At 42.7% G+C, this 26,491-nt stretch carries 21 protein-coding genes and 1 pseudogene; 10 read left to right on the forward strand and 12 right to left on the reverse strand.

Annotated elements, in window-relative coordinates; all coding sequences use genetic code 11:
• Window positions 1–366 precede the first annotated feature (366 nt).
• Together V7L12_RS07580 and V7L12_RS07585 are read right to left on the reverse strand one after the other, a co-directional pair.
• Window positions 367–1,323 (reverse strand): extracellular solute-binding protein, encoded by a 957-nt coding sequence (locus tag V7L12_RS07580; protein WP_335083527.1) that lies wholly within the window; start codon window positions 1,321–1,323, stop codon window positions 367–369.
• A gap of 431 nt (window positions 1,324–1,754) precedes the next feature.
• The gene (locus tag V7L12_RS07585; RefSeq protein ID WP_335083529.1) at window positions 1,755–2,414 is read right to left on the reverse strand and encodes an AMP-binding protein; all 660 of its coding nucleotides are present in this window, start codon (window positions 2,412–2,414) and stop codon (window positions 1,755–1,757) included.
• Between the two features lie 46 nt (window positions 2,415–2,460).
• Here V7L12_RS07585 and V7L12_RS07590 point away from each other — a divergent pair, with 46 nt between their 5' ends.
• Genes V7L12_RS07590 through V7L12_RS07600 form a run of 3 tightly spaced genes read left to right on the forward strand, consistent with a single transcriptional unit; the run spans window position 2,461 to window position 4,095 of the window.
• Entirely contained in the window at window positions 2,461–3,558 is a 1,098-nt protein-coding gene (locus V7L12_RS07590) for a Gfo/Idh/MocA family protein (protein ID WP_335083531.1), read from the forward strand.
• A 7-nt stretch (window positions 3,559–3,565) separates the two neighbouring features.
• Window positions 3,566–3,811: an HNH endonuclease gene (locus V7L12_RS07595; RefSeq protein ID WP_335083533.1), complete on the forward strand. Its 246-nt coding sequence runs from the start codon at window positions 3,566–3,568 to the stop codon at window positions 3,809–3,811.
• Between the two features lie 38 nt (window positions 3,812–3,849).
• Window positions 3,850–4,095: a hypothetical protein gene (locus tag V7L12_RS07600; RefSeq protein ID WP_335083535.1), complete on the forward strand. Its 246-nt coding sequence runs from the start codon at window positions 3,850–3,852 to the stop codon at window positions 4,093–4,095.
• 449 nt (window positions 4,096–4,544) lie between these two features.
• Here the strand turns inward: V7L12_RS07600 and V7L12_RS07605 are convergent, their stop codons facing one another.
• A complete protein-coding gene (locus tag V7L12_RS07605; RefSeq protein WP_335083537.1) occupies window positions 4,545–7,286 on the reverse strand; it encodes a DUF3536 domain-containing protein in 2,742 nt (913 codons plus the stop codon).
• A gap of 574 nt (window positions 7,287–7,860) precedes the next feature.
• Here V7L12_RS07605 and cax point away from each other — a divergent pair.
• Window positions 7,861–8,958, forward strand: coding sequence for a calcium/proton exchanger (gene cax, locus V7L12_RS07610; protein ID WP_335083539.1), 1,098 nt, complete (start codon window positions 7,861–7,863; stop codon window positions 8,956–8,958).
• A gap of 48 nt (window positions 8,959–9,006) precedes the next feature.
• On the opposite strand, the gene V7L12_RS07615 is transcribed toward cax, so the two are convergent.
• Both V7L12_RS07615 and V7L12_RS07620 read right to left on the reverse strand, forming a co-directional pair.
• Entirely contained in the window at window positions 9,007–9,132 is a 126-nt protein-coding gene (locus V7L12_RS07615; RefSeq protein WP_335083541.1) for a hypothetical protein, read from the reverse strand.
• A gap of 445 nt (window positions 9,133–9,577) precedes the next feature.
• A complete protein-coding gene (locus V7L12_RS07620; protein ID WP_335083543.1) occupies window positions 9,578–9,703 on the reverse strand; it encodes a hypothetical protein in 126 nt (41 codons plus the stop codon).
• Window positions 9,704–9,802: 99 nt separating this feature from the next.
• Between V7L12_RS07620 and V7L12_RS07625 the strand changes: the two genes are divergently transcribed.
• Entirely contained in the window at window positions 9,803–10,141 is a 339-nt protein-coding gene (locus V7L12_RS07625) for a hypothetical protein (protein WP_335083545.1), read from the forward strand.
• A gap of 456 nt (window positions 10,142–10,597) precedes the next feature.
• Here the strand turns inward: V7L12_RS07625 and V7L12_RS07630 are convergent, their stop codons facing one another.
• Entirely contained in the window at window positions 10,598–11,563 is a 966-nt protein-coding gene (locus V7L12_RS07630) for an acyltransferase family protein (protein WP_335083547.1), read from the reverse strand.
• A gap of 504 nt (window positions 11,564–12,067) precedes the next feature.
• Between V7L12_RS07630 and V7L12_RS07635 the strand changes: the two genes are divergently transcribed.
• The gene (locus tag V7L12_RS07635; protein ID WP_335083549.1) at window positions 12,068–15,112 is read left to right on the forward strand and encodes a DUF4347 domain-containing protein; all 3,045 of its coding nucleotides are present in this window, start codon (window positions 12,068–12,070) and stop codon (window positions 15,110–15,112) included.
• A gap of 387 nt (window positions 15,113–15,499) precedes the next feature.
• Window positions 15,500–16,642 (forward strand): serine/threonine-protein kinase, encoded by a 1,143-nt coding sequence (locus V7L12_RS07640; protein WP_335083551.1) that lies wholly within the window; start codon window positions 15,500–15,502, stop codon window positions 16,640–16,642.
• Window positions 16,643–16,942: 300 nt separating this feature from the next.
• Here the strand turns inward: V7L12_RS07640 and gndA are convergent.
• Window positions 16,943–18,364, reverse strand: a pseudogene (gene gndA / locus V7L12_RS07645) (NADP-dependent phosphogluconate dehydrogenase); the annotation flags it as partial.
• Window positions 18,365–18,579: 215 nt separating this feature from the next.
• Here gndA and V7L12_RS07650 point away from each other — a divergent pair.
• Window positions 18,580–19,317: a Ycf66 family protein gene (locus tag V7L12_RS07650; protein WP_335083553.1), complete on the forward strand. Its 738-nt coding sequence runs from the start codon at window positions 18,580–18,582 to the stop codon at window positions 19,315–19,317.
• A 52-nt stretch (window positions 19,318–19,369) separates the two neighbouring features.
• Here V7L12_RS07650 and V7L12_RS07655 read toward each other — a convergent pair whose 3' ends face one another.
• Entirely contained in the window at window positions 19,370–19,681 is a 312-nt protein-coding gene (locus V7L12_RS07655) for a hypothetical protein (protein ID WP_442947874.1), read from the reverse strand.
• 101 nt (window positions 19,682–19,782) lie between these two features.
• Entirely contained in the window at window positions 19,783–20,001 is a 219-nt protein-coding gene (locus V7L12_RS07660) for a hypothetical protein (RefSeq protein WP_335083555.1), read from the reverse strand.
• Window positions 20,002–20,080: 79 nt separating this feature from the next.
• Here V7L12_RS07660 and V7L12_RS07665 point away from each other — a divergent pair, with 79 nt between their 5' ends.
• Window positions 20,081–20,338 carry a type II toxin-antitoxin system ParD family antitoxin gene (locus tag V7L12_RS07665; protein ID WP_335083884.1) on the forward strand — a complete coding sequence of 86 codons (258 nt, stop codon included), beginning with the start codon at window positions 20,081–20,083 and terminating at the stop codon, window positions 20,336–20,338.
• Window positions 20,339–20,374: 36 nt separating this feature from the next.
• Here V7L12_RS07665 and V7L12_RS07670 read toward each other — a convergent pair whose 3' ends face one another.
• From V7L12_RS07670 to V7L12_RS07680, 3 genes are all read right to left on the reverse strand, one after another.
• Window positions 20,375–20,968 carry a TPR end-of-group domain-containing protein gene (locus tag V7L12_RS07670; RefSeq protein ID WP_335083557.1) on the reverse strand — a complete coding sequence of 198 codons (594 nt, stop codon included), beginning with the start codon at window positions 20,966–20,968 and terminating at the stop codon, window positions 20,375–20,377.
• Between the two features lie 305 nt (window positions 20,969–21,273).
• Window positions 21,274–22,299 (reverse strand): GGDEF domain-containing protein, encoded by a 1,026-nt coding sequence (locus tag V7L12_RS07675; RefSeq protein WP_335083559.1) that lies wholly within the window; start codon window positions 22,297–22,299, stop codon window positions 21,274–21,276.
• Between the two features lie 883 nt (window positions 22,300–23,182).
• Window positions 23,183–23,422, reverse strand: a complete 240-nt coding sequence (locus V7L12_RS07680; RefSeq protein WP_335083886.1) for a heavy-metal-associated domain-containing protein — start codon at window positions 23,420–23,422, stop codon at window positions 23,183–23,185.
• A 347-nt stretch (window positions 23,423–23,769) separates the two neighbouring features.
• On the opposite strand from V7L12_RS07680, the gene alaS reads away from it, so the two are divergent.
• Window positions 23,770–26,412 (forward strand): alanine--tRNA ligase, encoded by a 2,643-nt coding sequence (gene alaS, locus V7L12_RS07685; RefSeq protein ID WP_335083562.1) that lies wholly within the window; start codon window positions 23,770–23,772, stop codon window positions 26,410–26,412.
• The last annotated feature ends 79 nt before the right edge of the window (window positions 26,413–26,491 follow it).

The raw sequence follows: 26,491 nt of genomic DNA on the forward strand, positions 1-26,491 counted from the left end.
ATTGACTTTTTTGCACAAGCACTGCTGGCTAATTCTAATAATTATCTGTCTCGGCCATCACTGCTTCCTAAATATTAGACCTGAATCCTTACCAAATGATTTAGAAATGCTGTATTTTTAAACCTACTTTTCGCTTATACAGTATTCTTCGATTTTCTAACTGTGGCGTTCATCGCTCAATACAATTCAGTCAAAAAAAATTGTAGGTTAGGTTAAGCAAAGCGCAACCCAACAAAGCCGCGGAAATTTTAGGTCTACGTTCCTCAAACGCCACTTTTTAAAGAGCGGGAACGCTAAAAGCGAACAAGTCGGGAAACCGCAAGGGCGCAGGGCTGCCCCAATCTACACAGTTTAAGGTTTTTGGTACTAACCCAAGCGTATTGGTTCATCGCTCACTTGAACTTTTTGCTGTTTGGCAGCAGTCAACTTTCTCTGCAAGGCAAAAGCTACACTCACAGCAAGTAAAATTCCACCAACCCCCTGAGGTTCGGGAACTGACTTCGGACTATTAAATCCATACTTTGCTAGTATTTTTTGTCCAGTTGGTGAAAGGATATAATCAGCTAGTTTTGAACCTCCAGGATTCGCATCCTTAAGTACTGTCAAACCATAGTCAGCTTGGGTTTTTAAGCTATCTGGCAATTCTACTATCTGTAAACTTGGTGAAATTTGTTGGGCAGATAAAGCACTGGTGTAATAGACTAAATAGATGTCTGCTTTGTTGATATCTTGCAGATAGTAGACTATGCTGCCCCCCGGACTATTCCTCTCTGGCGGCAATGTTCCTGATAATATTACGGCTTTACCATTCAGTTGGGCAAAGCTGCCTGGATGAATTTGTTCAGCTTTGCGAAGTACTTCGACCCCGTAATCTCCCAAGGGATCGCTTACAGGTTTGGAAATACCCAATTTAACGTCGGGATCGAGAAACTTATCAAGCAGATTCTCTGTGGTGAGTGACACTTCAGGTGTGGCGATCGCATAGATAGGATTTCTGGCAAACGTTTTGACTTCCCCACTTAAGTTATTTTGATTTAGTGCAAGGGCATTACCTAAATCCGCACTGGCAAAGACATCTGCCTTTTCCCCTGTTAACAATCTATCTTTCAATGAACCAGAGGAAGCAAATTCTGTTTTGACAGAAATCCCATATTCCTGGGTAAAAGCACTAGCAACTTCCGAAAGCCCACCCCTCAAGCTACCAGCAGCATATAAAGTCACCTCAGTCGGTGCAGCCAGTGTGGCTGCTAAAGTCTGTTTTGTAAAGGTAAGATTGACAACTAATGCAGTCAGCGAAGCGGCAAGCAAATACTTTTTGATCATTTTTTAATCGCCCATAAGTAAGGAAAAAATTACTTTCTCGTTTTTGGTAAGCTAAAACACATATTTATTGCATAGTCACTCGTGAGGTATGTTGACTGCTGACAGTTGACAGTCAAGAGTCAACACTCAACAGCCAACACGACCATATATGATTTAAAAAATGTGGAACAGCTTAACTAATGCTTAAACAGTCCTCGATCTGAGCGTTTAAACTTTATGAATTATTCAACAGTTTTTATGACGTATGTTTTTATACAAGGTGGTGTTTTCGATTGAAGTTATAATACCAACATTGTTGGATAAAATCAATTCAACTACGTAATTAAACGCTGACTTTATCAAAACTTTAAATAAAAAGTTTTTTATCTTGATGAGATTACGCACATGACAACACTTCAGGAGTAACTACGACAGTGGTGCTTTTGCGATGCCTACGGCGAGCGCACTCTGCTCTGAAAGCGTCTCGAAAAGCCTGCGGTAGACATCGCAGACCAGCTAATGTCCAAGCATACCACCTGTGCTTGATGCTGGGGCAACTTCTGCACCAGTTGGTGCTGAGTCAATAGCACAGATAACTGGGTGTCTTGCAAGATAAACTCTAGGCGTTCTTGGGGATAGGTTGGATCTAAAGGTACGTAAGCCCCCCCAGCCTTGAGGATACTTAGTAGTGCAACTATCATTTCCAGAGAGCGCTCTAAGTATATGCCTACCAGCACCTCTGGTTCAACACCTAAAGCCTGTAAGTGATGTGCTAGCTGATTTGCTCTAGCGTTCAATTCCTTGTAGGTCAAGTATTGGTTATCAAAAACTACCGCGATCGCATCAGGCGATCGCTCTACTTGCGCCTCAAACAACTGATGAATACACTTATCTTGAGGATAGCTGATCTTTGTGTCGTTCCAGTCGAACAGTAGTTGATGCTGTTTTGCCTTGGTCAAAATTGGTAAATCTGTTAATCTTTGGTTGGGATTGGCGACAATACCTTCTAGTAAGGTTTGGAAATGCCCCACCATTCGGCTAATCGTAGCGGCGTCAAATAGGTCTGTCTTGTACTCAAAGGATGCCTTCAAACCCTCTGGTGTATCCGCCACAGCCAAAACAAAGAATAAGTTGCATAAATATGGGGATAAGAATTATATGATTGGAGTTGCGATCGCAGGCACTGGATTTGGTCAAAAAGTCCACATACCTGGATTCCAAGCACATCCTCGCACTGAGGTAGTTGCTGTTTATCACCGAGATATAAATAAAGCCAAAGCTATAGCAGAATCCCATAATATTTGTCACGCTTACGACTCACTTGCAGATATTGTGGCATTACCAGAAGTGCAAGCCGTCAGCATTTCAACACCGCCCTTTTTGCACTATGAAATGGCAAAAACAGTATTGCAAGCTGGAAAACATTTATTACTAGAAAAACCGACAACTTTAAATGTATTTGAAGCGAAAGAACTTTATCAGTTAGCTAAAGTAAAAAGCGTGATTGCAACTGTAGACTTTGAATTTCGCTTTGTACCAGCATGGCAATTGTTTGCAGAATTATTGTCAGAAAACAATGTGGGTGAGTTACGCCTAATTAAAATTGATTGGTTAGGTTCTTCTCGTGCTGATGTTTCACGCCCTTGGAATTGGTATTCTGATAAAGAGAAAGGAGGCGGTGCATTGGGATCTTTGGGTTCTCACGCCTTCGATTATATTCACTGGTTATTCGGACCAGTGCGTAGATTAAACGCCTATCTGAATACTGCTATTCCTACACGAATTGACCCGATTAGCGGGGAATCTAAGGCAGTGAATACAGATGACAACTGTATATTAACCCTGGAATTAGCCAATGGTACACCTTGCCAACTTTCTATCAGTGCGGTTGTTCATGCACCGAGAACCCATTGGGTAGAAGTGTATGGCGATCGCGGTACATTAATTGTGGGCAGTGAAAATCAAAAAGATTATATACATGGTTTTCGTGTTTGGGGTTCCCAGTCAGGTAAACCTCTAACAGAAATAGAAATACCGAATCGATTAATTTTTCCCAAAAATTATGCTGATGGCCGCATTTCGGCATTTATTCGTGTAGTAGACCAATGGGTGCAAGGAATTGATCGCAATCAGGAAATTACACCATCGCTACGCGAAGGAATTTATTCTCAGTTGTTGATGGATTTATCTCATGAATCGCATCAAAAAGCAAGTTGGGTAGACGTACCCAGTTTGGAAGAATTTCTTAGTAACTAGAAAACAAATGAGCAAAACTCCCCGCATTCGTATCCCACCGGAAGTAAAAAAATATGTTTTTCAACGCGACCAATATCAATGCCGATGCTGCGGTAAAACTAATGTAGAAACTAATCTCAGTATCGATCATATCATTCCCCTGGCTCGTGGTGGTCAAAATGATATCAGCAATCTCCAAACTCTCTGTTTTACCTGTAATCAGCAGAAAACAGATAATATCGATCCACGTTTCCGGCGATATTTTCAGCTTTAGGTTACGATGGTATAAGCTATTAGTTTCTCCTCATTTCTATGCCTGAAAATCACAATAGCAATTCCCGAAGATTTCCCAACATTAAAACTACGATTTTCTACCTCTTTACTGTCATAGCTATTTTAGTAGTAGCCTTTCCCTGGTTATATGAGATTAAAACTAAAGCTGGGATCGATATATCACCTGGACGCCATGCAGGAACATTTTTTGAAAAACATACCCGTGGACTCTTCAAGTGTGAGTGGCTTTATCCCTACCATTGCGATCGCTCTCATCTTAAGTAAAGGAAATTATAGCGGTTCTCGTTTACGTGAGGTACACCCGTAGGGGCACGGCAGTGCCCATTGGTGTCAACTTAACGTGAAACCCTCTTGGTGAGAACGTTTTGCCCTCACCCCCAGCCCCTCTCCTATCCGTGAGAGGGGAGCCAGAGATTCAATTCCCCTTCTCCCTTGGGAGAAGGGGTTAGGGGATGAGGGCATGATGTGTAAAACACCTACCCAATATAGCGGTAGGGGTGCAAGGCCTTGCGCCCCTACAACAGATGTGGTTCAAATACATGAAAACTGCTGTAAGTTGACACGTATGGGCACTGCCGTGCCCCTACACTCGTGATGTAATGTTGTACTGCATCTGAATGGGGACCGCTATCAAAAGAAAAGAGGATAATTATCCCCTTTTCTCTGTGTGAAATTTTTACCCCAACTAATCCACCACTGTACAGTCCCTACATCTATCCCAACTGATTTGAGATCGAACTGACATCAACGGCTAATTTTTTACCCAACTTGAGCAACTGAAGACACTGATTATCTCCTTCATTACCAAGGCTAGTAATACACACTGGCGCTATCTGACTTTGCAGACAACTAAAGTATAGTTCCTGCGATCGCTGTAGGGAAATATCAATATTTAGTTGATCCCCGACATCAATCAATCGTTCCAATAGTTGGATATCTGCATTAAAACTACCATTGGCATCGTGCAACAGTTGCCAGAGCGATCGCGCAATTAACTGTTCTAACATCTGCTTACCGTCAGGAATATTCAGCCGACAACGCAGATGTTTTGCTTCAGTAGCGATCGCTTCTAATTCTAAGATGTGATTCCAACTCTTTTGGGGATCGGCAATCTCTTGCTCAAGCGATCGTAATATCATCAGACAGCGATGCCCTAAGGCAATATCTGCTGCTACCTGCAATTCTTGCGGTACTGCGATTTCATCTCGATGAAACGCCATCAGCACACCATAATTATCGCGGTAGGCTTGGGTATACAACTGCCCTAAACGTGCCAGTGTTTCCTGACTCAGCAGCCCCATAATCCGATGACGTTCTTCAGCAAATAGATTTTGCAAGCTGAAAGCTTCTTTTCCAAATAGCTGTGTCATCGCCGAAATAGTATGAGCCGCACTAGCTTGTTTTAGTGCCCCAAACAGCTTTTCTTTTAATTGGCTGTAGTCACGCCGCCCAGTAAATTGTTGAATGCCACAATGGAAATCCCAGCCTCCCAAATGCAAAACTGCAAATACCAAATGCTCACTTTCCCAAGTAATCTCTGATACCAGCTTTAAATTTCCCACAGCCAGAGTTAACGATCCCATGCGTTGCAGTTGGTAATCTAGCTCATTGGCAGCGTAGCAATAAACCCGCTTATGGTAACGCTGAGACTGTTTGTCAGCAGCATCTTTTCTCGGTAGGGAATTGTGCGTCTCTGCTGGTTTCTGATTGGTAAATAGGGAAGTAATGGCGTAATGGGCTGCAACTTGCTTAAAGCCAAGTTGGGCAGTTAACACGAGTTGCCGATAAATTTCGGCACCGTGTTTGAACTGATCCACATTACTGGGGGCTAAACCAAGATGTTTGACGAAGCCTTTTTCCAACTGCACACCGGCCACTTCCCCTGCCAATTCCAAAGCACGGGCGGCGTAGCGCAGAATTTGTGTCCCCTCTGGACGAGAAATTTCTTCAAAAAACCAACCGCAACTAGTGAACATCAACAAAGCGTGACGCTGCATTTCTAACAGGCGGAGTGCGTCTACTTGTTCGGCTGCGGTTAGTTTGTGGGTTTGATGACGGGCGAGGAAACGGTTGACATTGGTAGCAGAGCGATCGCGCATAACTTGGATATATTCATCCCGCGCTAGCCAGGGATCGCGAAATAACTGTCTACCATGTTCCTCATAAACCTTAGTTAGCTGATCCCGCAGCCAATTTAGGGCATCCCGCAAAGGACGACGCCATTTCTGATGCCAAACTGAGCCTTCCCCACCGCAACCACAGTCATCCTCCCATCTGCCGACACCGTGGGCGCAACTCCAGGCTGTGACTGACTTTAATTCCACTTCCCAACCAGGAGAATTTAAGCTCAGGTAATGGGCGAAGTTCGTCACCATCCAACCCTGTTGAGGAAACTCTTTAGTAAAGGCGTAGGCTAAAGTTTTCTCTGTTCCCTTTTTGTGGTGTCCAAAGGTTTCCCCATCCGTCGCCACCGAAATCAACTGTGCTGGACGATGATCCCCACGCACTGCTGAACCGATACGTCCGGCAAAGCGACTGGAATTATAAACGACATCACTAAAACCCATATCCCGCGATATCGGCCCATCGTAGAAGAAGATATCAATGTAGGGTAATTCTTTTGTACTACCATCTTTGGGGCTTGTAGCGATCGCCTCCGGCGGGGCGTAGCCCATCGCACTTAGAGGTGAAGATGAAGTGTCTAGTGTCGGCTGCAAATAGCAACGATAGGGACGGGTGGAATCAATCTGACTACCACCGACTTCAATCCATTCAGGATTGGGATGAGCTTCAGTGGGGAGGGGACGGCAACGCAGCGCTTGAGACGGTGCCAGGACAATGAAGCGAATACCCTCAGCAACAAGAGCTTCTAGGGTGGCGTAGTCTACAGCAGTTTCTGCTAGCCACATCCCTTCGGGATCACGTCCAAAGCGGGAGCGGAAGTCTTCTTTACCCCAGCGAATTTGGGTATATTTGTCGCGCTCGTTCGCCAGAGGCATGATGATGTGATTGTATACTTGCGCGATCGCATTGCCGTGACCATGCAAGCGTTGGCTACTCTTGGCATCCGCCTCTAAAATTCGCTGATAAACTTCCACATCGTAGCGTTCTAGCCACGACATCAGCGTTGGGCCAATATTAAAACTGAAATACTCGTAATTATTGACGATCCCCACCACTTCGCCTTGGTCATTTAAGACTCTGGCAAAGGCATTTGGACGATAGCATTCCCAATGAATCCGCTCATTCCAATCATGGAAAGGTGCAGCGCTCGGTTGGCGTTCAATTGCGTCCAGATAAGGGTTTTCCCTTGGTGGCTGGTAAAAATGACCATGCACCGTCACATAAACACCATTAGCCTTTCTTAGGGGATCGGTTTCTTTGGTGTTATTGGGATCTGAATGTAATATTAACGTTGAGCCAGAGCTAGCTGGCATTTGGGCAGCAGAAGTCATGTATATTTATCCAAAACAAAAAACTTGCAGTTGCACCATAATTGTGCGTAAACCTTTCTCCAATAGTTTGAACACAAAATCCGGTATAAACAACAACTATGGAATCCAACTAAATTTTTGACAAAGCTGTTTTATTGTAGTGGCAAATCTGCGTTATCGCACAGCGCAAAGTCCGTTGGGCGGCTCTGCCGACTTAAAGGAACTTTGCAAGACAGCCCTTTACCTGAAGGCTCAAAGTAATTAGCCATTGAACAAGGCCTCAGATTAGGGGTTTTCTCTTCTTGGGCGCCAATCAAAATTTAATTGTCTTTTAATATATTAAACCCCATTTTTGGTGTAATATTTTGGCTCAAATTCATACTTTTGCAACAAAAGATTACAGTAACTGATTATATCGCAATCTAATTTTACATACACAGTAGTGAACTGAAAACAGTAAAATTTCTGAATTGCTGTACAAGCGGTTGAGAGTATCATGTCGGAGTGCTGAGTGAAAGTGATTGTTGATTCAACACTCCAAATTTAAAATTTAGGATTGCTCGCTGTGAATGATACCCTCTACCCAAAACAACAAATGTCAACCAAAAACATTATTCTTTTTGCTTTACTACTGTTTATCCCAGTTTCTCTAGCAGCTCACTTTCTGGAATGGGGAGAATTGATAGTTTTCATTACAGCTGGATTAGCAATTCTGCCCTTAGCAGCTTGGATGGGTACAGCCACAGAAGAAATTGCTGTCGTAGTCGGGCCATCATTGGGGGGCTTGTTAAACGCCACTTTTGGCAATGCTACAGAACTAATCATCGCCCTAGTGGCGCTGAACGCTGGGTTAATAGATGTAGTCAAAGCTAGTATTACGGGATCGATTATTAGCAACTTACTACTGGTGATGGGTTTTTCCATGCTTTTGGGAGGACTGCGCTACAAAGAACAGACATTTGAGCCAATTGTGGCGCGGGTGAATGCTGCTTCGATGAATTTGGCGGTGATTGCCATTTTGATGCCAACGGCAATGAACTATACCTCTGAAGGAATTAATGAACAAACACTGCAAAATCTTTCTATTGCTGTTGCTGTAGTATTAATCTTGGTTTATGCCCTAACACTGCTATTTTCGATGAAAACTCACTCCTATCTTTATGATGTGGGTGTAGCGGAGGCAGAAGCAGAAGTTGAGGAAATATCTCATGGTAAACCAAATATGGCTTTATGGGTTGGCGTGCTGCTAGTATGTACCTTGCTAGTGGCAATTGAATCAGAAATGTTGGTCGATTCTCTGGAAGTGGCTACATCTCAGCTAGGTTTGACGGCGCTGTTTACAGGGGTAATTTTGGTTCCCATCGTCGGTAACGCGGCTGAACACGCCACAGCAGTCACCGTGGCGATGAAAGATAAGATGGATCTTTCCCTGTCGGTAGCTGTGGGATCGAGTATGCAGATTGCTCTATTTGTTGCACCCGTGTTAGTGATAGCAGGGCGGGTATTGGGCCAACCAATGGATTTGGATTTCAAACCCTTTGAATTAGTCGCTGTAGTTGTGTCAGTGTTAATTGCCAACAGTATTAGTTCCGATGGTAAATCCAATTGGCTGGAAGGTACTTTGTTATTAGCTGCTTATACAGTGTTGGGATTCGCCTTCTACTTTCATCCAGTTATGGAAGGTATGGGGTAACTAGCAGTGCATAGGCATAGCCCATTGTAGACATCACACTTGATGATTTTAGATTTTAGGATTGCTGAGAATTGCAGATTTAAAACAAGCGATCGCTTTTTCTAAATTGTTCTCAGCTACTTGGATAATACCTAAATTATTATCTGTATATGCATATTTATGGTGAATTGTCAATGCCTGTTTTTAAGCCAGAACAGCTTAGTTAGTTTGTCCTTGATTGACCGTAATTACCCCCAACTGATACCAAGCGGGATATTCGGCGATCGCTTTTGTAAATTGTAGTTGTTTTTCTAAAGCCAATGCTTACTGGTAAAGCTTTTCTCCAAGGGGGATGAGGGGGATTTTGCTCTTTTATTCCCGCTTGTCATACTAGATCGATAATCAGTATTTTTATTGTTGCTGACTAGTTGTATTTTGCATATTTTCCATACAGGTGAGTTCTTTAAATTACTGAAAACGTATGGCAATAAGCATTAACAACCTCAGCAATTCATCATATACCAAGCAGGGTCCTCCCATTGTCTTGGACAACGATATAAGCTTTTCAGGGGGTACAAACTACCAGGGCGGCTATATCGAGTTCAGTCTGAACACCTTGACCTTATTCGACAATCTGACGCTAATCACCGATGCAAGCCCTTCTACCGTCAACAGTCAAATTTCCATCTTTGGTGATACAGTTTAAATCGGCAATGGGACTCAAGCAGTAGTAGTCGGCAGCGTAGACGCGACGTTCAACGGTCAAAACGGCCAAAAGCTGCGGATCAACTTATCCAACGATTTCCAGAACGGCAATTTTGATATCGGCTCGCCTGGGAGTACCACCATACCAAGCTGGACTAGCGTGAACCAGCAGATAAAATTCGGTATCGATACCATCGCTAGCTTGCCAACGCCCATCGACACGACTATTCCGGCAAATGCGACTAACGGCGATAAAAATACTGCCGCAAACCCTGGCAGTATGACAACAGTCCTCGATTCCACTCAGAACGATGGATCTGGCAATTCCGTCAACTTGACGAGTTCAGGAGTACAAGCATTAGTTGTATATCAAGACTTGAAACAAGAGATAGTAGAAGTCAAAATTCACCGAAAACCTCGGAGAGATTTGGAGCCAGCCAAAGATTTTCAATTGAGACTATTCGGATTTTTACCATCAAATTCGATTAAGAAATTCTGAAATTTTTACGTGCAGCGTGTTGGGACTAGCTTAGTAATTCAATCAGGGGAGTGCATTAAATCACAGACTAATGAGCAATCATCAACTTCAGATATATCAACCAACACAGCATCAGATACTACTGAGCTTACTGAGAGCTAATTTAATAGAGAAAGTGTAGTTATTTGTTGTTCATTACTGATTTAATCAACGTTCCAGAGTGCATTGCTGCCAAGAATTTATTATGCCTAAACGTAAATCCTAGAAGACGAATACTTCACCATCACAAGAAGAAGCTGCGCCAACTCAGCCAGCTATTTTGCGTGTTGTCAAGCAAGAAGATACTGCCACTGACTCTAATAATCCTGTACAATCCCAATCAGCATCAACTGATGAGAGTGAACCTGATTAGTAATAAAAAATCGTCTTTTACTAGATAGGTCTAATCAAAATAAGTTTTCCGTCTATCAACATCCTTTAATTGTGTTGTTTTCTAATTTTTTTACGTAAAGCAATTACTGGCTTCTCTAAACAAAAAAAACCTATTCCTGAAAGAAATATAGAAGTTAATAGCATTACCAATATCCACTTAAAATTCCAGTGTATCTCTAATTGCTCAAACTCAAAAATAACTAAATAATGAGATAAAAATAATCCGTAAGATAGATTACCAAAAAAATCATCTAAATATGTCCTTTTAATTTTTATTAACAGATGTATAGACATAATTCCTAATACTAATCCTGTTAAAACTTCTCTATTAAAGGGTAATATCAAACGGGAATCTAAAAAAGTTGCTGCTAATAATAAGCAAGAAAAAATTAATGTAAACTTGACTGGCTGATTTGTCTTAATATTATTATTTTTATATAAAAAGCTACCGCAAATAAAGATAAATATTGTTCCAAATATTAATCTATAACCAAAATAATCTGTGTGAATAATTCCCAAATAAGCCATCAAAAAAATTATATAGGATAACCAAAAAAAAATCTTTTCTAACTTATATATTAATATAAATGGAATCAATATATAAAAACATCCTTCAAGACCTAGCGACCATGCTGGAGGAATAATCATAAATTTCTCTCCTACCCAAGGAATCATATAAAATCCCATAGGTATTATCAAAAGATTTTGTAATAATCCAATTTGTGAAGGTTGACTGAGATAATGTGAGTTTAATCCAAAATTATAATAAATAATTAAAACTGTTATTATGTTAAATAAATACTGCGGATAGATTCTAAAAATCCTATCAAGATAGAACCAAGCAATTTTTTTAGGATCAAAATAATTTTTATATATCAAGGCTGTCATTACATATCCACTTATAATCAAGAATGATATTACAGCTATCACTCCGGGGTTTAAGCCGTTTATAAGCACTCCTGCATGACTTATGGCAACAAAGATTGATAACAAGAAACGATAGATTCCCATTGTTATTCCTTTTATTTGAGAAAATATGACGGTAAAGCTCGTTTCCGTTCTTTATTACTGTGTGTATCTGCGTAGATGCGAAGCGGCTTGCCGAAGGCATCGCTTCTTCAATTGCCTCTTTTGGGATAGCTGTTTCTAAGGCTTTGAGTACCGTACCTGATTCAACTACAGGTGAGATCAGTGAGAATTCTTGAAGTTGCATTCAAGCTCAGTCTACTTGAGTAATAACCCTCAGTTTATCTGGTTTTTGCTTTAACCGAACCTTATTGCTGTATTAAGTCTGGCTACGCCTACGCATAATCTTAATACACATCATTATTCTTACTCCATATATTCAGTACATTGATTAAATTTATACCTATATTCAATGCATGTTTAAGTATAATTATTTTAAGTGTAATCACTGCTACATGGAGGTAATATTCTTTTAATTTTACACGGTTATCATCTGTGTATGATGTAGTTATGATGTTGTCTTCTGTTTTCTTCCTGGAGATAAACACAATGTCTTTTGAGCTTCCCCAGTTGGGTACGTCTTCTACTGATGTGCTGTCTAAAAACAGCCTTGCGCCTGTCTTGGACGAAGGCAGTTTGACAACTTCTTTAACAGGACTGGGACGATCCAACCAATCTCTCTTGTTTGTCGATAAATCGGTGACAGACTATCAGCAGTTGCTGGCAGGTGTAACTCCGGGCACAGAGATCCATGTACTTGAACCGGGGCAGGATGGTGTTACCCAGATTACTAACACCCTGCTAGGGCGGCAAAACATCGCCAGTTTGCATATCGTTTCCCACGGGGAAGCGGGGGGAGTGGATTTTGGTAGCAGCGCCCTTAACTCGATCGATCTACCTCAGTACGCAGCCCAGTTAAAGACCTGGAGCAAAGCACTGACCAACGATGCAGATATTTTGTTCTATGGCTGTAACGTTGCTCAAGGCCAACTCGGTCAGACTTTTGTCCAAAACATCAGTCAGGTTACGGGAGCCGATGTTGCCGCCTCCGATAATTTGACAGGTAACAGTTCTCTAGGTGGTGACTGGAATTTGGAAGTTGCGACAGGAGCAATTGAAACTTCCCCAATTTTCAGTACTGATGTTCTAAACAGCTATAAAGGAACGTTGGCGGATGTCCCTACTCTCACTGTCGGCGCTACATCTCTTAACTACACCGAAAACGCCGCTGCTGGCTTGGTTGCCCCTAACTTGACCGTAACTGGCTCAGACGGTATCGACGGAGCCAGAGTCTCTATTGGCACTAACTTTGATATCAACGATCAACTTGGCTTTGCAGGGCAAAGCGGGACCAGCAGTACGATTAACGGCTTGACCTGGAGTTACAACACCACTACGGGCATTCTATCCCTCGTGGGTGCTGGATCTGCTGCGACTTATCAGGCGGTACTGCGGCAAGTAACCTACAGCAATACCAGTGAGAATCCCACAACGGGCGATCGCGCCATCCAGTTTGCCTTGGGCACAAACCTAGCAAACCCCGATAATGGTCATTTCTACGAATTCGTTAATGCAGGTAGTCCCATTTCCTGGACAGCCGCTCGCGATGCAGCAGCGGCTCGTAACTACTTTGGACTCCAAGGCTATTTAGTGACTGTCACATCTGCGGCTGAAAGCAGCTTTGTCTCCAGCAAGCTTCAAGGGGAGGGCTGGTTGGGAGCCAGCGACGCGGCGGTAGAAGGCGAATGGCGCTGGGTCACGGGTCCTGAAGTTGGTCAGCAATTTTGGCAGGGACTCGGCCAGAATGGCTCTCCAGTGGGTGGAGGATATAACAACTGGAATTCTCTAGAGCCAAACAATTCAAACGATGAAGATTATGGTCAATTTTTGCTGGACGGGAAGTGGAATGACCTACGGAACAACGCTGGTTCTATTTCCGGTTATGTTGTTGAATATGGTGGGCTTGCAGGCGATCCAACTCTGCAACTGACTGGCAATGCCACTGTCACCGTTACCGCAGTTAACGATGCTCCAACGATCGCTGCTCCCGCTAGCGTCACTGTCGTAGAAGACAGCACCACTGCCATCACAGACATCACCTTTGCTGATGTCGATGCCGGTTCTGACAGCGTCACCGCCACCTTTAGCGCGGCGGCAGGTACCCTGGCTGCCGTTGGGAGCGGCGGAGTCACCGTAGGCGGCACATCCAGTAACCTCACCCTGAACGGTACGATCGCCAACCTCAACGCTTTCATTGCAGCCAGCAAACTCACCTACCAAACGGTATTGAACTCCAACACCGCCGTTAATCTGGGAGTTAGTATCAACGATAACGGCAACACACCTGCGCCCAGCCTCACTACCACGAAGAACATCGCGATCAACATTACTCCTGTCAACGATGCCCCTAGCTTGACTGGCAATGCAACACTGGCAGCTGTGACACAAAACGCCACCAACCCCAGCGGTAGTACCATCACCAGCTTATTTGGCAATTTGTTTACTGACCCTGATACAAGTGCCAGTCTGAGTGGGTTGGCGATCGTTGGTAATACTGCCAACACCACTACAGAAGGAAAATGGCAATACTCAATTGACGGCACTACGTGGGCAAACGTCGGTACTGTTGCCGATGATGGCACCGCTCTGGCGCTCTCTGCTAGCACACTGGTGCGTTTTGTCCCAGCAATTGGCTATAAGGGCACTCCCTCTGGCTTAATAGTACGCGCCCTTGATAACTCCTATAGTGGTGGGTTTACGAATAGCACCACACTTGTTACGGTCAACACGACGACCAATGGTAGCACAACGGCGATCGCTGCTACAACCGTTGCCCTCAATACCAGTGTGACCCAGAGCTTGCCCAATATACTGTGGCGCAACAAGGCAAGCGGAGAGAATACCATCTGGGGGCTGAATGGCTTCTCCGTGCAAAGCAACAACTTGATTACCCAAGTGGCTGATCAAAACTGGCAGATTGCAGGTACAGCCGACTTCAACGGCGACGGCAAATCTGATATCCTCTGGCGCAACAAGGCAAGCGGAGAGAATACCATCTGGGGGCTGAATGGCTTCTCCGTGCAAAGCAACAACTTGATTACCCAAGTGGCTGATCAAAACTGGCAGATTGCAGGTACAGCCGACTTCAACGGCGACGGCAAATCTGATATCCTCTGGCGCAACAAGGCAAGCGGAGAGAATACCATCTGGGGGCTGAATGGCTTCTCCGTGCAAAGCAACAACTTGATTACCCAAGTGGCTGAGCAAGACTGGCAGATTGCAGGTACAGCCGACTTCAACGGCGACGGCAAATCTGATATCCTCTGGCGCAACAAGGCAAGCGGACAAAACACCATTTGGGAAATGAATGGCTTCTCTGTGCAAAGCAACAACTTGATTACCCAAGTGGCTGAGCAAGACTGGCAGATTGCAGGTACAGCCGACTTCAACGGCGACAGCAAATCTGATATCCTCTGGCGCAACAAGGCAACCGGACAGAATACCATCTGGGGGATGAATGGCTTTTCTGTGCAAAGCAACAACTTGATTACCCAGGTAGCTGATCAAAACTGGCAGATTGCAGGTAGGGCTTGACTTCAACGGCGACAGCGAACCTGATATTGTGCTTTTACCCCTAGAACACCGATTCAGTAATCAGAATTAAGTAGGGCTTGCTGAATAAAAGTGTAATCTAGTCCAGATAAGGGGTTGAAGCTTTTTTCTCCCAAAAAAGTGCAAGGCTATAATCTTTAGAGTCTCAAAACCCTTGCACTTTCCATTTGATTTTTGTTTTCGGAGAGTGACAAAAGTGGGATAGTGTACTATGATTCATATTTTTAGATTCTTTTAGTTAATCGTTCCTTCACCCGCTTTTACCCCTTCTGCGTGACACAAATCCAAAATTTAAAATCCAAAATCTATTGATTACACCCTTTTGCCTGGGACAGGGGAAAATATAGAGATATAAGAGCGATCGCCTGTATGAGCTACTGCCTTAATCCTCATTGTCCCAAGCCTGAAAATCCTGATGATGTAAAGTTTTGCCGGACTTGCGGTACTAAGTTACTCCTCAAAGAACGTTACCGTGCTATCAAACCAATCGGACAAGGTGGTTTTGGCAAAACCTTCTTAGCTGTGGATGAGGATAAACCCTCAAAACCACGCTGCGTAATTAAGCAATTTTATCCCCAATCCCAAGGCACTAACACGCTTGCCAAAGCCGTAGAGTTATTTAACCAAGAAGCAGTGCAGTTAGATGAATTGGGCAAACATCCCCAAATTCCCGAACTCCTGGCATATTTTACCCAAGAAAATCGACAGTATCTTGTACAAGAATTTATCGACGGGCAAAACTTAGCCCAGGAGTTAGCACATAGAGGTGCTTTTAGTGAAACACAAATCTGGCAACTATTAAACGATTTATTGTCAGTTTTGCAATTTTGTCACGCCAAACACGTAATTCACCGCGATATTAAGCCAGAAAATATTATTCGTGAGAGCGATGCCGAACGCAAACTAGTATTAGTAGATTTTGGTGCTGCTAAATCTGCCACTGGCGCTGCCTTAAATAAAACTGGTACTAGCATTGGTAGTCCAGAATATGTTGCCCCTGAACAAATGAGAGGTAGGGCTATTTTCGCCAGCGATATTTACAGTTTGGGTGCGACTTGTATTAATTTATTAACAGTGCGATCGCCCTTCGATTCTTATGATACCAACAACGATACTTGGGTATGGCAGCAATACTTGCAAACTACTGTCAGTAATGAGTTGAGCCGTATTCTCAACAAGATGCTAGAAAGTATTCCAATTCGGCGTTATCAAACTGTAGACGAAGTTCTCAAAGACTTAAATAAATACTTGCCAGTAGCATCAAAGCCAGCGATTGCACCAAAACCTATCCCTCAATCACCAGCAAATTCTTCACCCGCTTTTGTATCGAAATCTCCTAGTCAACTTGAGAAAGAATTAGAAGAAATGAAAACCCAATTTATGGGTAACAGCAAACCTCAACCAAATAAAATACAGCCACAAAACCCAACACCTCAGCCTTCTAATAAAAGCAAAATAGATGAAGAATTAGAAGAATTAAAAGCCAAATATCTTGGTAATAACAACTCTTAATATTAAGGTAGTGAGAAGGACATAAGCTGTTATATATTTAAGAAAGCACATTTAGACAGCAGAGGGGCAGAGGAACAATAAAGAAAGATTGATACCTTTTCTCTAAAAGGAAAAATATGCAAGTTAAATGTGTATTAGTTTAACAATTAACAGTGATAACTGAACAAAAAAAGTGGCTCTTACAGAGCCACTTTAAAATTTACAATTTAAAACTCTCTAAACACTTGGAGATGTTGTAGGTGTTGTAGGTGTAGTTGGTTCTGTAGCTTGCAGCTCTCTTGGTGTGGAAGTTTGCACTGATGCTTCAGAAATCGGCGTCCATTCGGTGTGGAAGGCTCCGGGCTTATCAAGTCGCTCGTAGGTGTGCGCTCCGAAGTAGTCGCGTTGAGCTTGAGTGAGGTTTTGGGGCAAGCGATCGCGTCGATAGCTGTCAAAATAATCTAATGACGCACTGAATGCTGGCACTGGAATTCCCAGTTTTGCTGCTGTTGCCAACACTTCGCGCCAAGCTGTTTGTCTGTCCAGAATCGTCTGCTTGAATTCTGGGGCTAATAGCAGGTTAGGTGGCGCTGGATTTTCGTTAAATGCCTTCTTAATCTTGTTCAAAAATCCAGCACGAATAATACAGCCACCCTTCCAAATCCGCGCCATTTCACCTAAATTCAAGTTAAAATTATAGGTTTTTGAAGCTGTAGCTAGCAGTGCCATGCCCTGAGCATAAGAACAGATTTTCGAGCAATACAGGGCATCTCGCACCATATTGATAAAGGCTTTGGTATCTCCCTCATACTTGCCAGAAGGGCCTGTGAGTATCTTGGATGCTGCTACCCGCTCTTTTTTGAAGGAAGACATGATCCGGGCGTTCACAGCTGCAATGATTGTCGGTACAGCAACTCCCAAATCCATTGCAGTTTGCACTGTCCAGCGTCCAGTTCCCTTTTGCCCTGCGGCATCAACAATCAAATCGACTAAGGGTAGATTTGTTTCTGGGTCAATGTAGGGGAAAATCTTTGCTGTAATTTCAATCAAAAACGAATTGAGTTCGTCGGTAGTGTTCCACTCGGTAAAAACTTCGTGTAGCTGATTATGGTCTAGTCCAGCAACATTTTTCAGCAAGTCGTAGGCTTCTGCAATCAGCTGCATATCGCCGTACTCAATGCCGTTGTGTACCATTTTGACGTAGTGACCGGCGCCACCAGGACCGCAATAGGTTACGCAAGGACCATCATCTACTTGGGCAGCAATTTTATTAAAAATTGGCGAGAGATACTCGTAGGAGCTTTCTGTACCTCCTGGCATGAGTGAGGGGCCATTTAGCGCACCTTCTTCACCACCGCTGACACCCATCCCGATAAACCGAAGTCCAGCCGGTTCTAATTCTTGAGTGCGTCGTTCTGTATCTTCAAACCAAGAGTTGCCACCGTCGATAATGATATCGCCTTCATTTAGCAAAGGTCGGAGTTGAGAAATCACCGCATCTACTGGCTTACCAGCTTGCACCATCACTAGAATTTTGCGGGGACGTTCCAATAAGGCAACGAATTCTTCTAGAGTAAAGGCGGCTTTGACGTTCCGTCCTGGCGCACGCTGCGCCATAAACGCATCCGTTTTTTCTCGGGAGCGGTTATAAACTGCAATTGGGAAGCCATTGCGCTCTACGTTTAGAGCGATGTTCTCACCCATAACGGCTAATCCAATCACACCAAAGCTTTGTAGTGTCATAAAAAATTTCTGGCTAACTCTTGCAGATCCTTTTACTTTAAGGGTAGTCCGATATTTTCCCTTCTCCCCTAAAGAAGACCTTAAGACTTGAATAAAGGGCAAAAATCCACAACTAACATGGATAATTAATTTTAAATTGTATCTAAATCAACAATTAACTTGCAAAATTTGCAAAATTGAAATAGTCAAAGGACGCAGTAAGGAGTAACCAAATAATGCTGGCATTTGTCCTAGCTTTGGTAGTGGGTCTTGGTAGTTTAGCCATTTATATAGCAGCTTTCTTTTTTCCAGAAATCCACCACAAGAATGACTTTATTTGGAGTGGCGTAGGATTATTCTACGGTTTAGTTTTATGGGTGTTTGCACCACGCATTACTGGGGGTTTGTTGCTAGGCCATGTGGCTAGTGTGGCTCTTTTAGTTTGGTTTGGCTGGCAAACTCTATCATTACGTCGCCAACTGACCCCCCAGCCACAACAAACCCAAGTACCCAGTCCTGAGACGGTGAAAACTGGCATTCAGGAACAGGTAAATAAGTTATCCCTTCAGGAACGGCTGGGCCAGTTGCAAAAAGGTCTTGGTAGCACGTTCAGTGGCGTGAAAGACAAGGTACAACAAACTGGGAGTAAAAAAACACCCACAACCCCCAAACCTGAAAATATTACCTCTGTAATAGCAGAGAAACCTACTGTTGAGATTATCGACAAAACTACTGCCATACCAGAAAAACCAGCAGAGGCGACAGTTACTACTGACACCAAAGCCAAAACCGAGAGTGTACCGGAAGCGATTCCACCACATCCCCCATCTCCTGAGTTGGTGGAAGCAGCGCAACCAGATTTTGAAATTGAGGATAAGCAACCGATTACCGTAGAAGAAATTGCGCCGGATGCGGTACTCGCTCCTCCAGCGGAAACGCCACCGGAACAAATACCGCCGAATCAAGGTAGTTAAATTCTGTGAAACCCAACGTTACCTAATATAATGTTGGGTTTCACTATTTCCATCAGGCTATTTTAGGGCTAATTTCAAACGCTAATTCAGAACGATAGAAGCACACATCAAACGCTAAAAAGAAATTCATGTGTCCTAAAATCAATGGGGCATTTCTATCTCTTGTCCAAGCAAAAGCTAGCTCTACTGTCGGAAATTGCTCAATATTTGCCATCAACACCAATGCTCTCGCCTCAAACCTAGCCAAATTACCACCCAATGGAACAGAGAGTCTTTGACGTTCCCAAACTGCTCCCAGCCTTAAACCAATTTCGTAGGGCAATACGTTGACACTAGAACCAGTATCTAGCAAGCCTGATACCACTTACAGAACGATTCTGATAAGTGAGAATTAGCGGTAGATAAGGCAGCGTACTTAATGCACCGAGTTCTGGGTTTACCTCAGTAAATGCAAATCTAACTTTATCAACCATGTGTTGCCGCTTTTTCTTCTGCTAATGCCTTTGCTAAAACAGCAGCAGCTTCAAAAGAATCATATAAGCCAAGACTTGCTACTTTGTCCTGAGCATCCAATGGGACTAAACTTGATTCCTTCAACAATTCAGCTGCCAGGAAATGCATTAGTAAGAGTTTATCAGTGTGGGATAATTCTTTAAGCAGCGGTATGAGTTCGGTAAGAAGCATAAGTTAAGACTTTAATGAATTTAGATAAATTTTAGAGCATAGTTTGAGCAAGGCTCTTAATTAACTAGGGATAAAAATGATGAACATCCAACTTCAAGCAGAATACGAGCAATTTATACAAACCCGAATTGCTACAGGTAGATATGAAAATGCTGAAGATGTAATTGCTAAAGCATTGAAACTGCTGGAAGAATGGGAGAAGGGTTATCAGGAATGGGAAGAAGAAACACAGAAAAAAATAGCTGTTGGACTTGCTTCTATTGAACGTGGAGACGTAGTAGATGGTGAAGTGGTGATGGCGCGACTGTCAGATAAATTAGATATGGATAACTTTTAATTGGAAGTCCATCACCTGTGAATATAATCTACTCATTTAACCTTGTAGTAATGCCTGAAATCTTGCATGGTCTCGAATACTATCAAAATCAGGGTTAAATTTTGCTTCCCTACGACATCGACGAGGACTGAGATTAATTGCTTGTTCTAGGTTTTCAATGGCTAAATCAACATCACTTTGTAAGGCGAAATAGCAAGCTTTGCCGTAATGACCGCTCTCATCATTAGTTTGTAGTTCTACAGCTTTTTCTTGGTTAGCTTGTTGCTCAAAATATGTGGCTAGCAATTTATGGGTTTCACGAAATCGCGTTCTGTCCTCATTACAAAATGAAAAACGAAAAACATTACGAGCTACATCATCCAGCCGATAGTGATCTTGAACAAACTCAACAAAATCGCACTTTGTTAGCCAATCAAAACAGTCGATAGTTGCATGAACACCACTTTCAAAATCTATTCCTTGCTTTTGCATCTTTAGTTGTTTGATCAGGGTAGTTTTACCAACTCCCCCGAACCCATAAACCTGAAACAGAAGTGGGTTAGACTCTGGAAATTCCAGTGCTTTTGTAAATTTAGCGAGAAAATCCTGCGCTTGCTTACGAGAAATGTAGTAAGGTATTGGAGTTGTCATTTGGTAATGGAAATACTTGGGCAAATGTATAGATTTTAGCGACTCCTATTTTAATTCAACACCTCAAATAGCCTATTTCAAGGAATTATATAAAAATTAGATTGAACCATTGTAATTTTTAATACTAAATCTGAGCCTTTGAGAGCAACTGGCGATCGCACTACTCATTAGCCATAAAAAATTGCGACCGAAACATAGCCTAGTAAAGCAATCTCAGTCTTGACAAGATTACTTTTACTTGCGGCAGTAGCACAATGAGGTTTTAAAAGAGTTTTAGTTTAAATTGACACGTATACCTCCCACTTTCACGAAGAAACAGCTTTTAAATGTGAGCCATGATGAGATAAATAGTTCGAGTTAATCACCCGATTACGCCCAGAAGTTTTAGCCTGTAATAGACATTGATCGGCACGATACAGCAGACTCTCTCCTTTCTCATCATCTTCAGCTTGCAGAGAGGCTGTACCCAGGCTAATGGTGATATTAATTGTCAGTTTATTGTTGAGTGCAAATGGTTTGTCACTGACTACGCGATTGAGACGACGGGCTACTAATAGTGCTTCGTCATCGGTAGTGTTAGCTAGAAGAATTACAAATTCTTCGCCACCATAGCGGAATGCTGTATCTTGACAGCGCAGATTGTGGCGCAAACGCTGACATAATACTTGCAAAATGCGATCGCCTACTAAATGCCCGTGAGTATCGTTAACTTTCTTAAAATGATCTACATCCAGAATAATCAAACTCAGGGAAGTTTTTTGAGTCCTGGCTCTTTGAATTTGTCTGGGCAAGTCCCATTCTAAAGCACGACGATTATTTAATTCTGTCAACGAATCTGCTAAGGCGATCGCAGATAACATATCATTTGTCCGAATCAAATCTCGGTATTTTTGTGCTTTCCGTAAACCAACTGTCAATTGAGCAAGTATTAGTCCATGATTGGCAGTCAACTCTGCCAAGCTATAGTCTGTTTTTTCTTCAATAAGATGCCAAATATATGCATCGGCTCCTTGCTTTAGGGCCGCAGCACTCATCTCCAATTCCCTGTGCCAACCCTTATTTCTATCAGTCAGCTGCTGGGAACGATCCTCGAAGAGAATACAGTATATCCACGATAGTTTTGTCTGATCTTTCAACCAACCGCAGAGTTCCATACTGTTATCCAGGCTAGCCTGCACCAGGATTATATCGGGGGGTGTTGTTTTAATCCGCGACACTGCTTGATCCAAATTGTCTATAACTTCTACACTAAAAGCAGTCGCATAACGGATCTGATCTGGAAGTGTGGCGATAAAATTATTTTTTCCAAAGATCAGAATAGAAATATTCATTGCTTTATTTTTTATCCTATTTAAATTTTAAATAAATTCACTTGGGTAACTACTGCTCTTGTTCTCTAATACTAAATATGATTTTCTAGGCTTAATTATATTTTTTTACATCTTGTTTTTTGAGCATCGATTAGATAGTAAACTTCCAAATTTAATCTCATCTTAAGACTTTATATTTACTACTACAGTTTCGGAAATATTCCTTGCTAACAACTAATGTCTTCTTTACAGTTTATTTTTAAAACAGTAAAAATACTGAATATTATTTAAATGTATAAAAACTATTGCTGTGGTTTCTTAAGTACTATTTACCTGATGGAATTACCGAAATAAATAGTTTGTAATAACCATTGCATTAGGCAGCTAATTTTATTCGCAGATAGAAAAATAAAGAAAGTATAATTTTTTCTCATTGAATTATTAAATCAAAATTTTTGTTATATAATTAAAAATGTCATTTTCTATAAAGTTTTTAAACCTTTCTCTTTATAAACTAGTCTTTTATTAAATATTAAAAAAGCATTTAGATTGTATACAAAATATACAGTACAACTATATACTGCGATGTACAGTAGCTTTTTGGGGCTTCCCTACTCTCTAAAGAAAGACATAAATTGTTGGTTAAAAATTTATAATTTATGTGAAATTCAACAAAATAATAATGCGTTAGCATGAAAAATAAAATATTTCTGCCTACACTTTATCTGGATTTGTCTATTTACTTAATTCACGTCTTTTTTATTTGCTGTAGCATCATAAATTTGGAAAACAAAGCTAAATAAAAAAATATGTCAAAACCTGCCCCTAATTTGGGGAAATTATTTCTATTCCGCCCTTCTACAGGCGGAAAATATAAAAAATTTTGTTAGCGTCGCCTGAGATATTAAAGTCTAAACTTCTTCTGTGAAAAGCTGGAATCCGATCGATAACCTTCTACAGCGTAACCAGCAGTAACAATTACCTGTTTGATTGACTCCTCAGAAGCTTCGGACTCCACCGTGACAGTTTTAGCGTTAATATTAACATCCACTTTGGTCTCAGGTTCCATAACGTGGATAAACTCAGTAATTATTTCTGCACATCCCTTACAAGCAATATTTGATACTTTCAGCTTTAGTGCTATTTGTTACCTCGGTATGGAAATTTTAAAGTATTTCTTAATGATTAATTTTAAGGATCGAAATACGATGTCTACAGACGGTCACTGACTTGCACTGAGCGCAGTCGAAGTAGCTTTGTCGCTGGCGCAGCCTAAGAAGAGAAGTGCGGGCTACGCCTACACGCATCTTGCCAGAGTCGGATTATGTTGTAAAAGCGTCCTATAAATGCATTTTGCTCACCCACTGGCAGAATTCGCTGGCAGGAATATGAAACAAAATGCAAGAATATATAAAGCTATTTATGAAAAAACACCTACCTAGTGCCGCTACGCCTAAGTCGAAAGTCTAAAGTCTAAAGTTAAAAACACCTATGTCTTCAAATTCCCAATACCTAAGCGGTAACGAAATTCGCAACATATTTCTTGACTTCTTTGCTCAACGGGAACACCAAATTCTCCCAAGTGCCTCCCTCGTGCCAGAAGACCCAACTGTACTGCTGACGATCGCGGGGATGCTACCATTTAAGCCAATATTCTTGGGGCAGCGCACACCAGAATTTAAACGGGCTACGACTTCGCAAAAGTGTATCCGCACCAACGACATTGAGAATGTCGGACGCACCAAACGGCATCACACCTTTTTTGAGATGCTGGGCAATTTCAGCTTTGGTGATTATTTTAAAGAACAAGCGATCGCTTGGGGTTGGGAAATCTCCACACAAGTCTTTGACTTCTCCCCCCAAAATCTCGTCGTCAGCGTTTTTGAAGATGATGATGAAGCCTTTGGGATTTGGCGCGATCAAATTGGTGTGCCGGTAGCGAGAATTAAGCGCTTGGGCGAAGATGATAACTTTTGGGTATCTGGCCCGACTGGCCCTTGTGGCCCTTGTTCCGAAATTTATTACGACTTCCATCCAGAACGCGGTGACGAAAATATAGATTTAGAAGACGATTCCCGGTTCATCGAGTTTTACAACCTCGTCTTCATGCAATATAACCGGGATGCATCTGGCAATTTAACGCCGCTGCAAAACAAGAACATCGACACCGGCATGGGTTTGGAGAGAATGGCGCAAATCCTCCAAAAAGTACCCAATAACTACGAAACTGACCTAATTTTCCCAATTATCCAAACAGCCGCGCAAATTGCTGGGATTGACTACCACAGCAGCGATGAAAAAACCAAAGTCTCTCTGAAAGTCATTGGTGATCATGTTCGTTCTGTTGTCCACATGATTGCCGATGAAATTCGTGCTTCCAATGTCGGACGGGGTTATGTGCTGCGGCGGTTAATTCGGCGGGTGGTGCGTCATGGGCGACTAATTGGGATTTCTGGCGAATTTACTACCCAACTTGCCGAAACTGCGATCGCTCTTTCGGAATCAGCTTACCCCAATGTACGCCAACGGGAAGCCGCAATTAAAGCTGAGTTGCAACGGGAAGAATCCAATTTCCTCAGAACTCTGGATAGAGGCGAAAAACTCCTAGAAGAAATTATCCAAGAGGTGAAACAGCGAGGGGAAACTCAAATTAGCGGTGAAAGTGCATTTACCCTCTATGACACCTACGGATTTCCCCTGGAACTTACTCAAGAAGTTGCCGAGGAAAATAATCTGACAGTTGATGAAGCGGGATTCAATATCGAAATGCAAAAACAGGTGGAACGTGCTAAAGCAGCACATGAAACCATCGATTTAACTGTGCAAGGTTCCCTCGACAAATTAGCAGAACACATCCACGCCACCGAATTTATCGGATATACCCAACCTGCCGCAACTGCGAAAGTCGAAGCGATTTTGGTAGAAGGTGTTTCCCAAGAAGAAGCAGAAGCGGGGACAGAAGTGCAAATTGTCCTTGACAAAACGCCATTTTATGCTGAATCCGGTGGACAAATCGGCGATCGCGGTTATATCTCTGGTGATGGTATCGTTGTTCGGGTAGAAGACATGAAGAAAGAATCTGATTTCTTTGTTCACTTCGGAGGCATCGAACGCGGTACATTGCGTGTAGGCGATCGCGTCACCGCCCAAATCGATCCGGCTTGTCGCCGTCGCGCCCAAGCTAACCATACCGCAACGCACCTATTGCAAGCGGCGTTGAAGAAAATTGTAGATGAGGGCATATCTCAAGCAGGTTCTCTGGTTTCTTTTGATAGGTTGCGCTTCGACTTCAACTGTCCTCGCGCGTTGACAGCAGAGGAAGTCCAACAAATTGAGGAACAGGTGAACACTTGGATTGCTGAGGCTCATGCAGCAAAGGTGGAAGTATTACCTTTAACAGAGGCGAAAGCTAGGGGTGCTGTTGCCATGTTCGGGGAAAAATACGGCGAGGAAGTGCGGGTAATTGACTTTCCTAGCGTTTCAATGGAACTATGCGGTGGGACTCACGTAAGTAATACTGCTGAAATTGGTGTGTTCAAGATTATCTCAGAAGCTGGCGTAGCTTCTGGGGTACGGCGGATTGAAGCTGTTTCGGGGCCAGCAATATTAGATTATCTCAACCTGCGGGATAAAGTAGTTAAAGATTTGAGCGATCGCTTTAAAGTGAAACCTGAAGAATTACCAGACAGAATCACAAGTCTGCAAAGCGAACTGAGAAATAGCCAGAAAGAATTAGAAACCTTAAAGGTACAGCTAGCGATCGCTAAATCTGACAGCTTGCTACAAACAGCCCAAACCGTAGGCGATCAGAAAATTATTGTCGCCCAATTAGAAGATGTCGATCCAGAATCATTGAAAACCGCAGCCGAACGCTTGTTGCAAAAAATTGGTAACGGTGCAGTGGTACTGGGTTCTGTTCCCGAAGAGGGAAAAGTGAGTATAGTTGCAGCTTTTAGTCCAGAAGTGAACAAAAAAGGTTTGCAAGCTGGTAAATTTGTGGGTGCGATCGCGAAAATTTGCGGCGGTGGCGGCGGTGGAAGACCGAACTTAGCTCAAGCCGGCGGACGCGATGCAAGTAAATTACCAGATGCGTTGGGACAAGCGGAAAATGAATTAAAGTCCGCTTTGGGTTAATCTCTTCCTGACTTTTCGCGTCATGTGGAAAAGAAGAGGGCGAAACCTAATCCCATTCCCGACGCGGGAAGAAAAAAAC

The sequence above is a fragment of the Nostoc sp. genome, from assembly GCF_036918245.1.
In the GTDB taxonomy this organism is placed as follows: Bacteria; Cyanobacteriota; Cyanobacteriia; order Cyanobacteriales; family Nostocaceae; genus Nostoc.

Excerpts from the sequence above, each read along its gene's own strand:
- V7L12_RS07580 (WP_335083527.1), bottom strand. The coding sequence starts at position 1,323 with ATGATCAAAAAGTATTTGCTTGCCGCTTCGCTGACTGCATTAGTTGTC.
- V7L12_RS07590 (WP_335083531.1), top strand. The coding sequence starts at position 2,461 with ATGATTGGAGTTGCGATCGCAGGCACTGGATTTGGTCAAAAAGTCCAC.
- V7L12_RS07595 (WP_335083533.1), top strand. The coding sequence starts at position 3,566 with ATGAGCAAAACTCCCCGCATTCGTATCCCACCGGAAGTAAAAAAATAT.
- V7L12_RS07600 (WP_335083535.1), top strand. The coding sequence starts at position 3,850 with ATGCCTGAAAATCACAATAGCAATTCCCGAAGATTTCCCAACATTAAA.
- V7L12_RS07605 (WP_335083537.1), bottom strand. The coding sequence starts at position 7,286 with ATGACTTCTGCTGCCCAAATGCCAGCTAGCTCTGGCTCAACGTTAATA.
- cax (WP_335083539.1), top strand. The coding sequence starts at position 7,861 with ATGTCAACCAAAAACATTATTCTTTTTGCTTTACTACTGTTTATCCCA.
- V7L12_RS07630 (WP_335083547.1), bottom strand. The coding sequence starts at position 11,563 with ATGGGAATCTATCGTTTCTTGTTATCAATCTTTGTTGCCATAAGTCAT.
- V7L12_RS07635 (WP_335083549.1), top strand. The coding sequence starts at position 12,068 with ATGTCTTTTGAGCTTCCCCAGTTGGGTACGTCTTCTACTGATGTGCTG.
- V7L12_RS07640 (WP_335083551.1), top strand. The coding sequence starts at position 15,500 with ATGAGCTACTGCCTTAATCCTCATTGTCCCAAGCCTGAAAATCCTGAT.
- V7L12_RS07650 (WP_335083553.1), top strand. The coding sequence starts at position 18,580 with ATGCTGGCATTTGTCCTAGCTTTGGTAGTGGGTCTTGGTAGTTTAGCC.
- V7L12_RS07660 (WP_335083555.1), bottom strand. The coding sequence starts at position 20,001 with ATGCTTCTTACCGAACTCATACCGCTGCTTAAAGAATTATCCCACACT.
- V7L12_RS07665 (WP_335083884.1), top strand. The coding sequence starts at position 20,081 with ATGAACATCCAACTTCAAGCAGAATACGAGCAATTTATACAAACCCGA.
- V7L12_RS07670 (WP_335083557.1), bottom strand. The coding sequence starts at position 20,968 with ATGACAACTCCAATACCTTACTACATTTCTCGTAAGCAAGCGCAGGAT.
- V7L12_RS07675 (WP_335083559.1), bottom strand. The coding sequence starts at position 22,299 with ATGAATATTTCTATTCTGATCTTTGGAAAAAATAATTTTATCGCCACA.
- alaS (WP_335083562.1), top strand. The coding sequence starts at position 23,770 with ATGTCTTCAAATTCCCAATACCTAAGCGGTAACGAAATTCGCAACATA.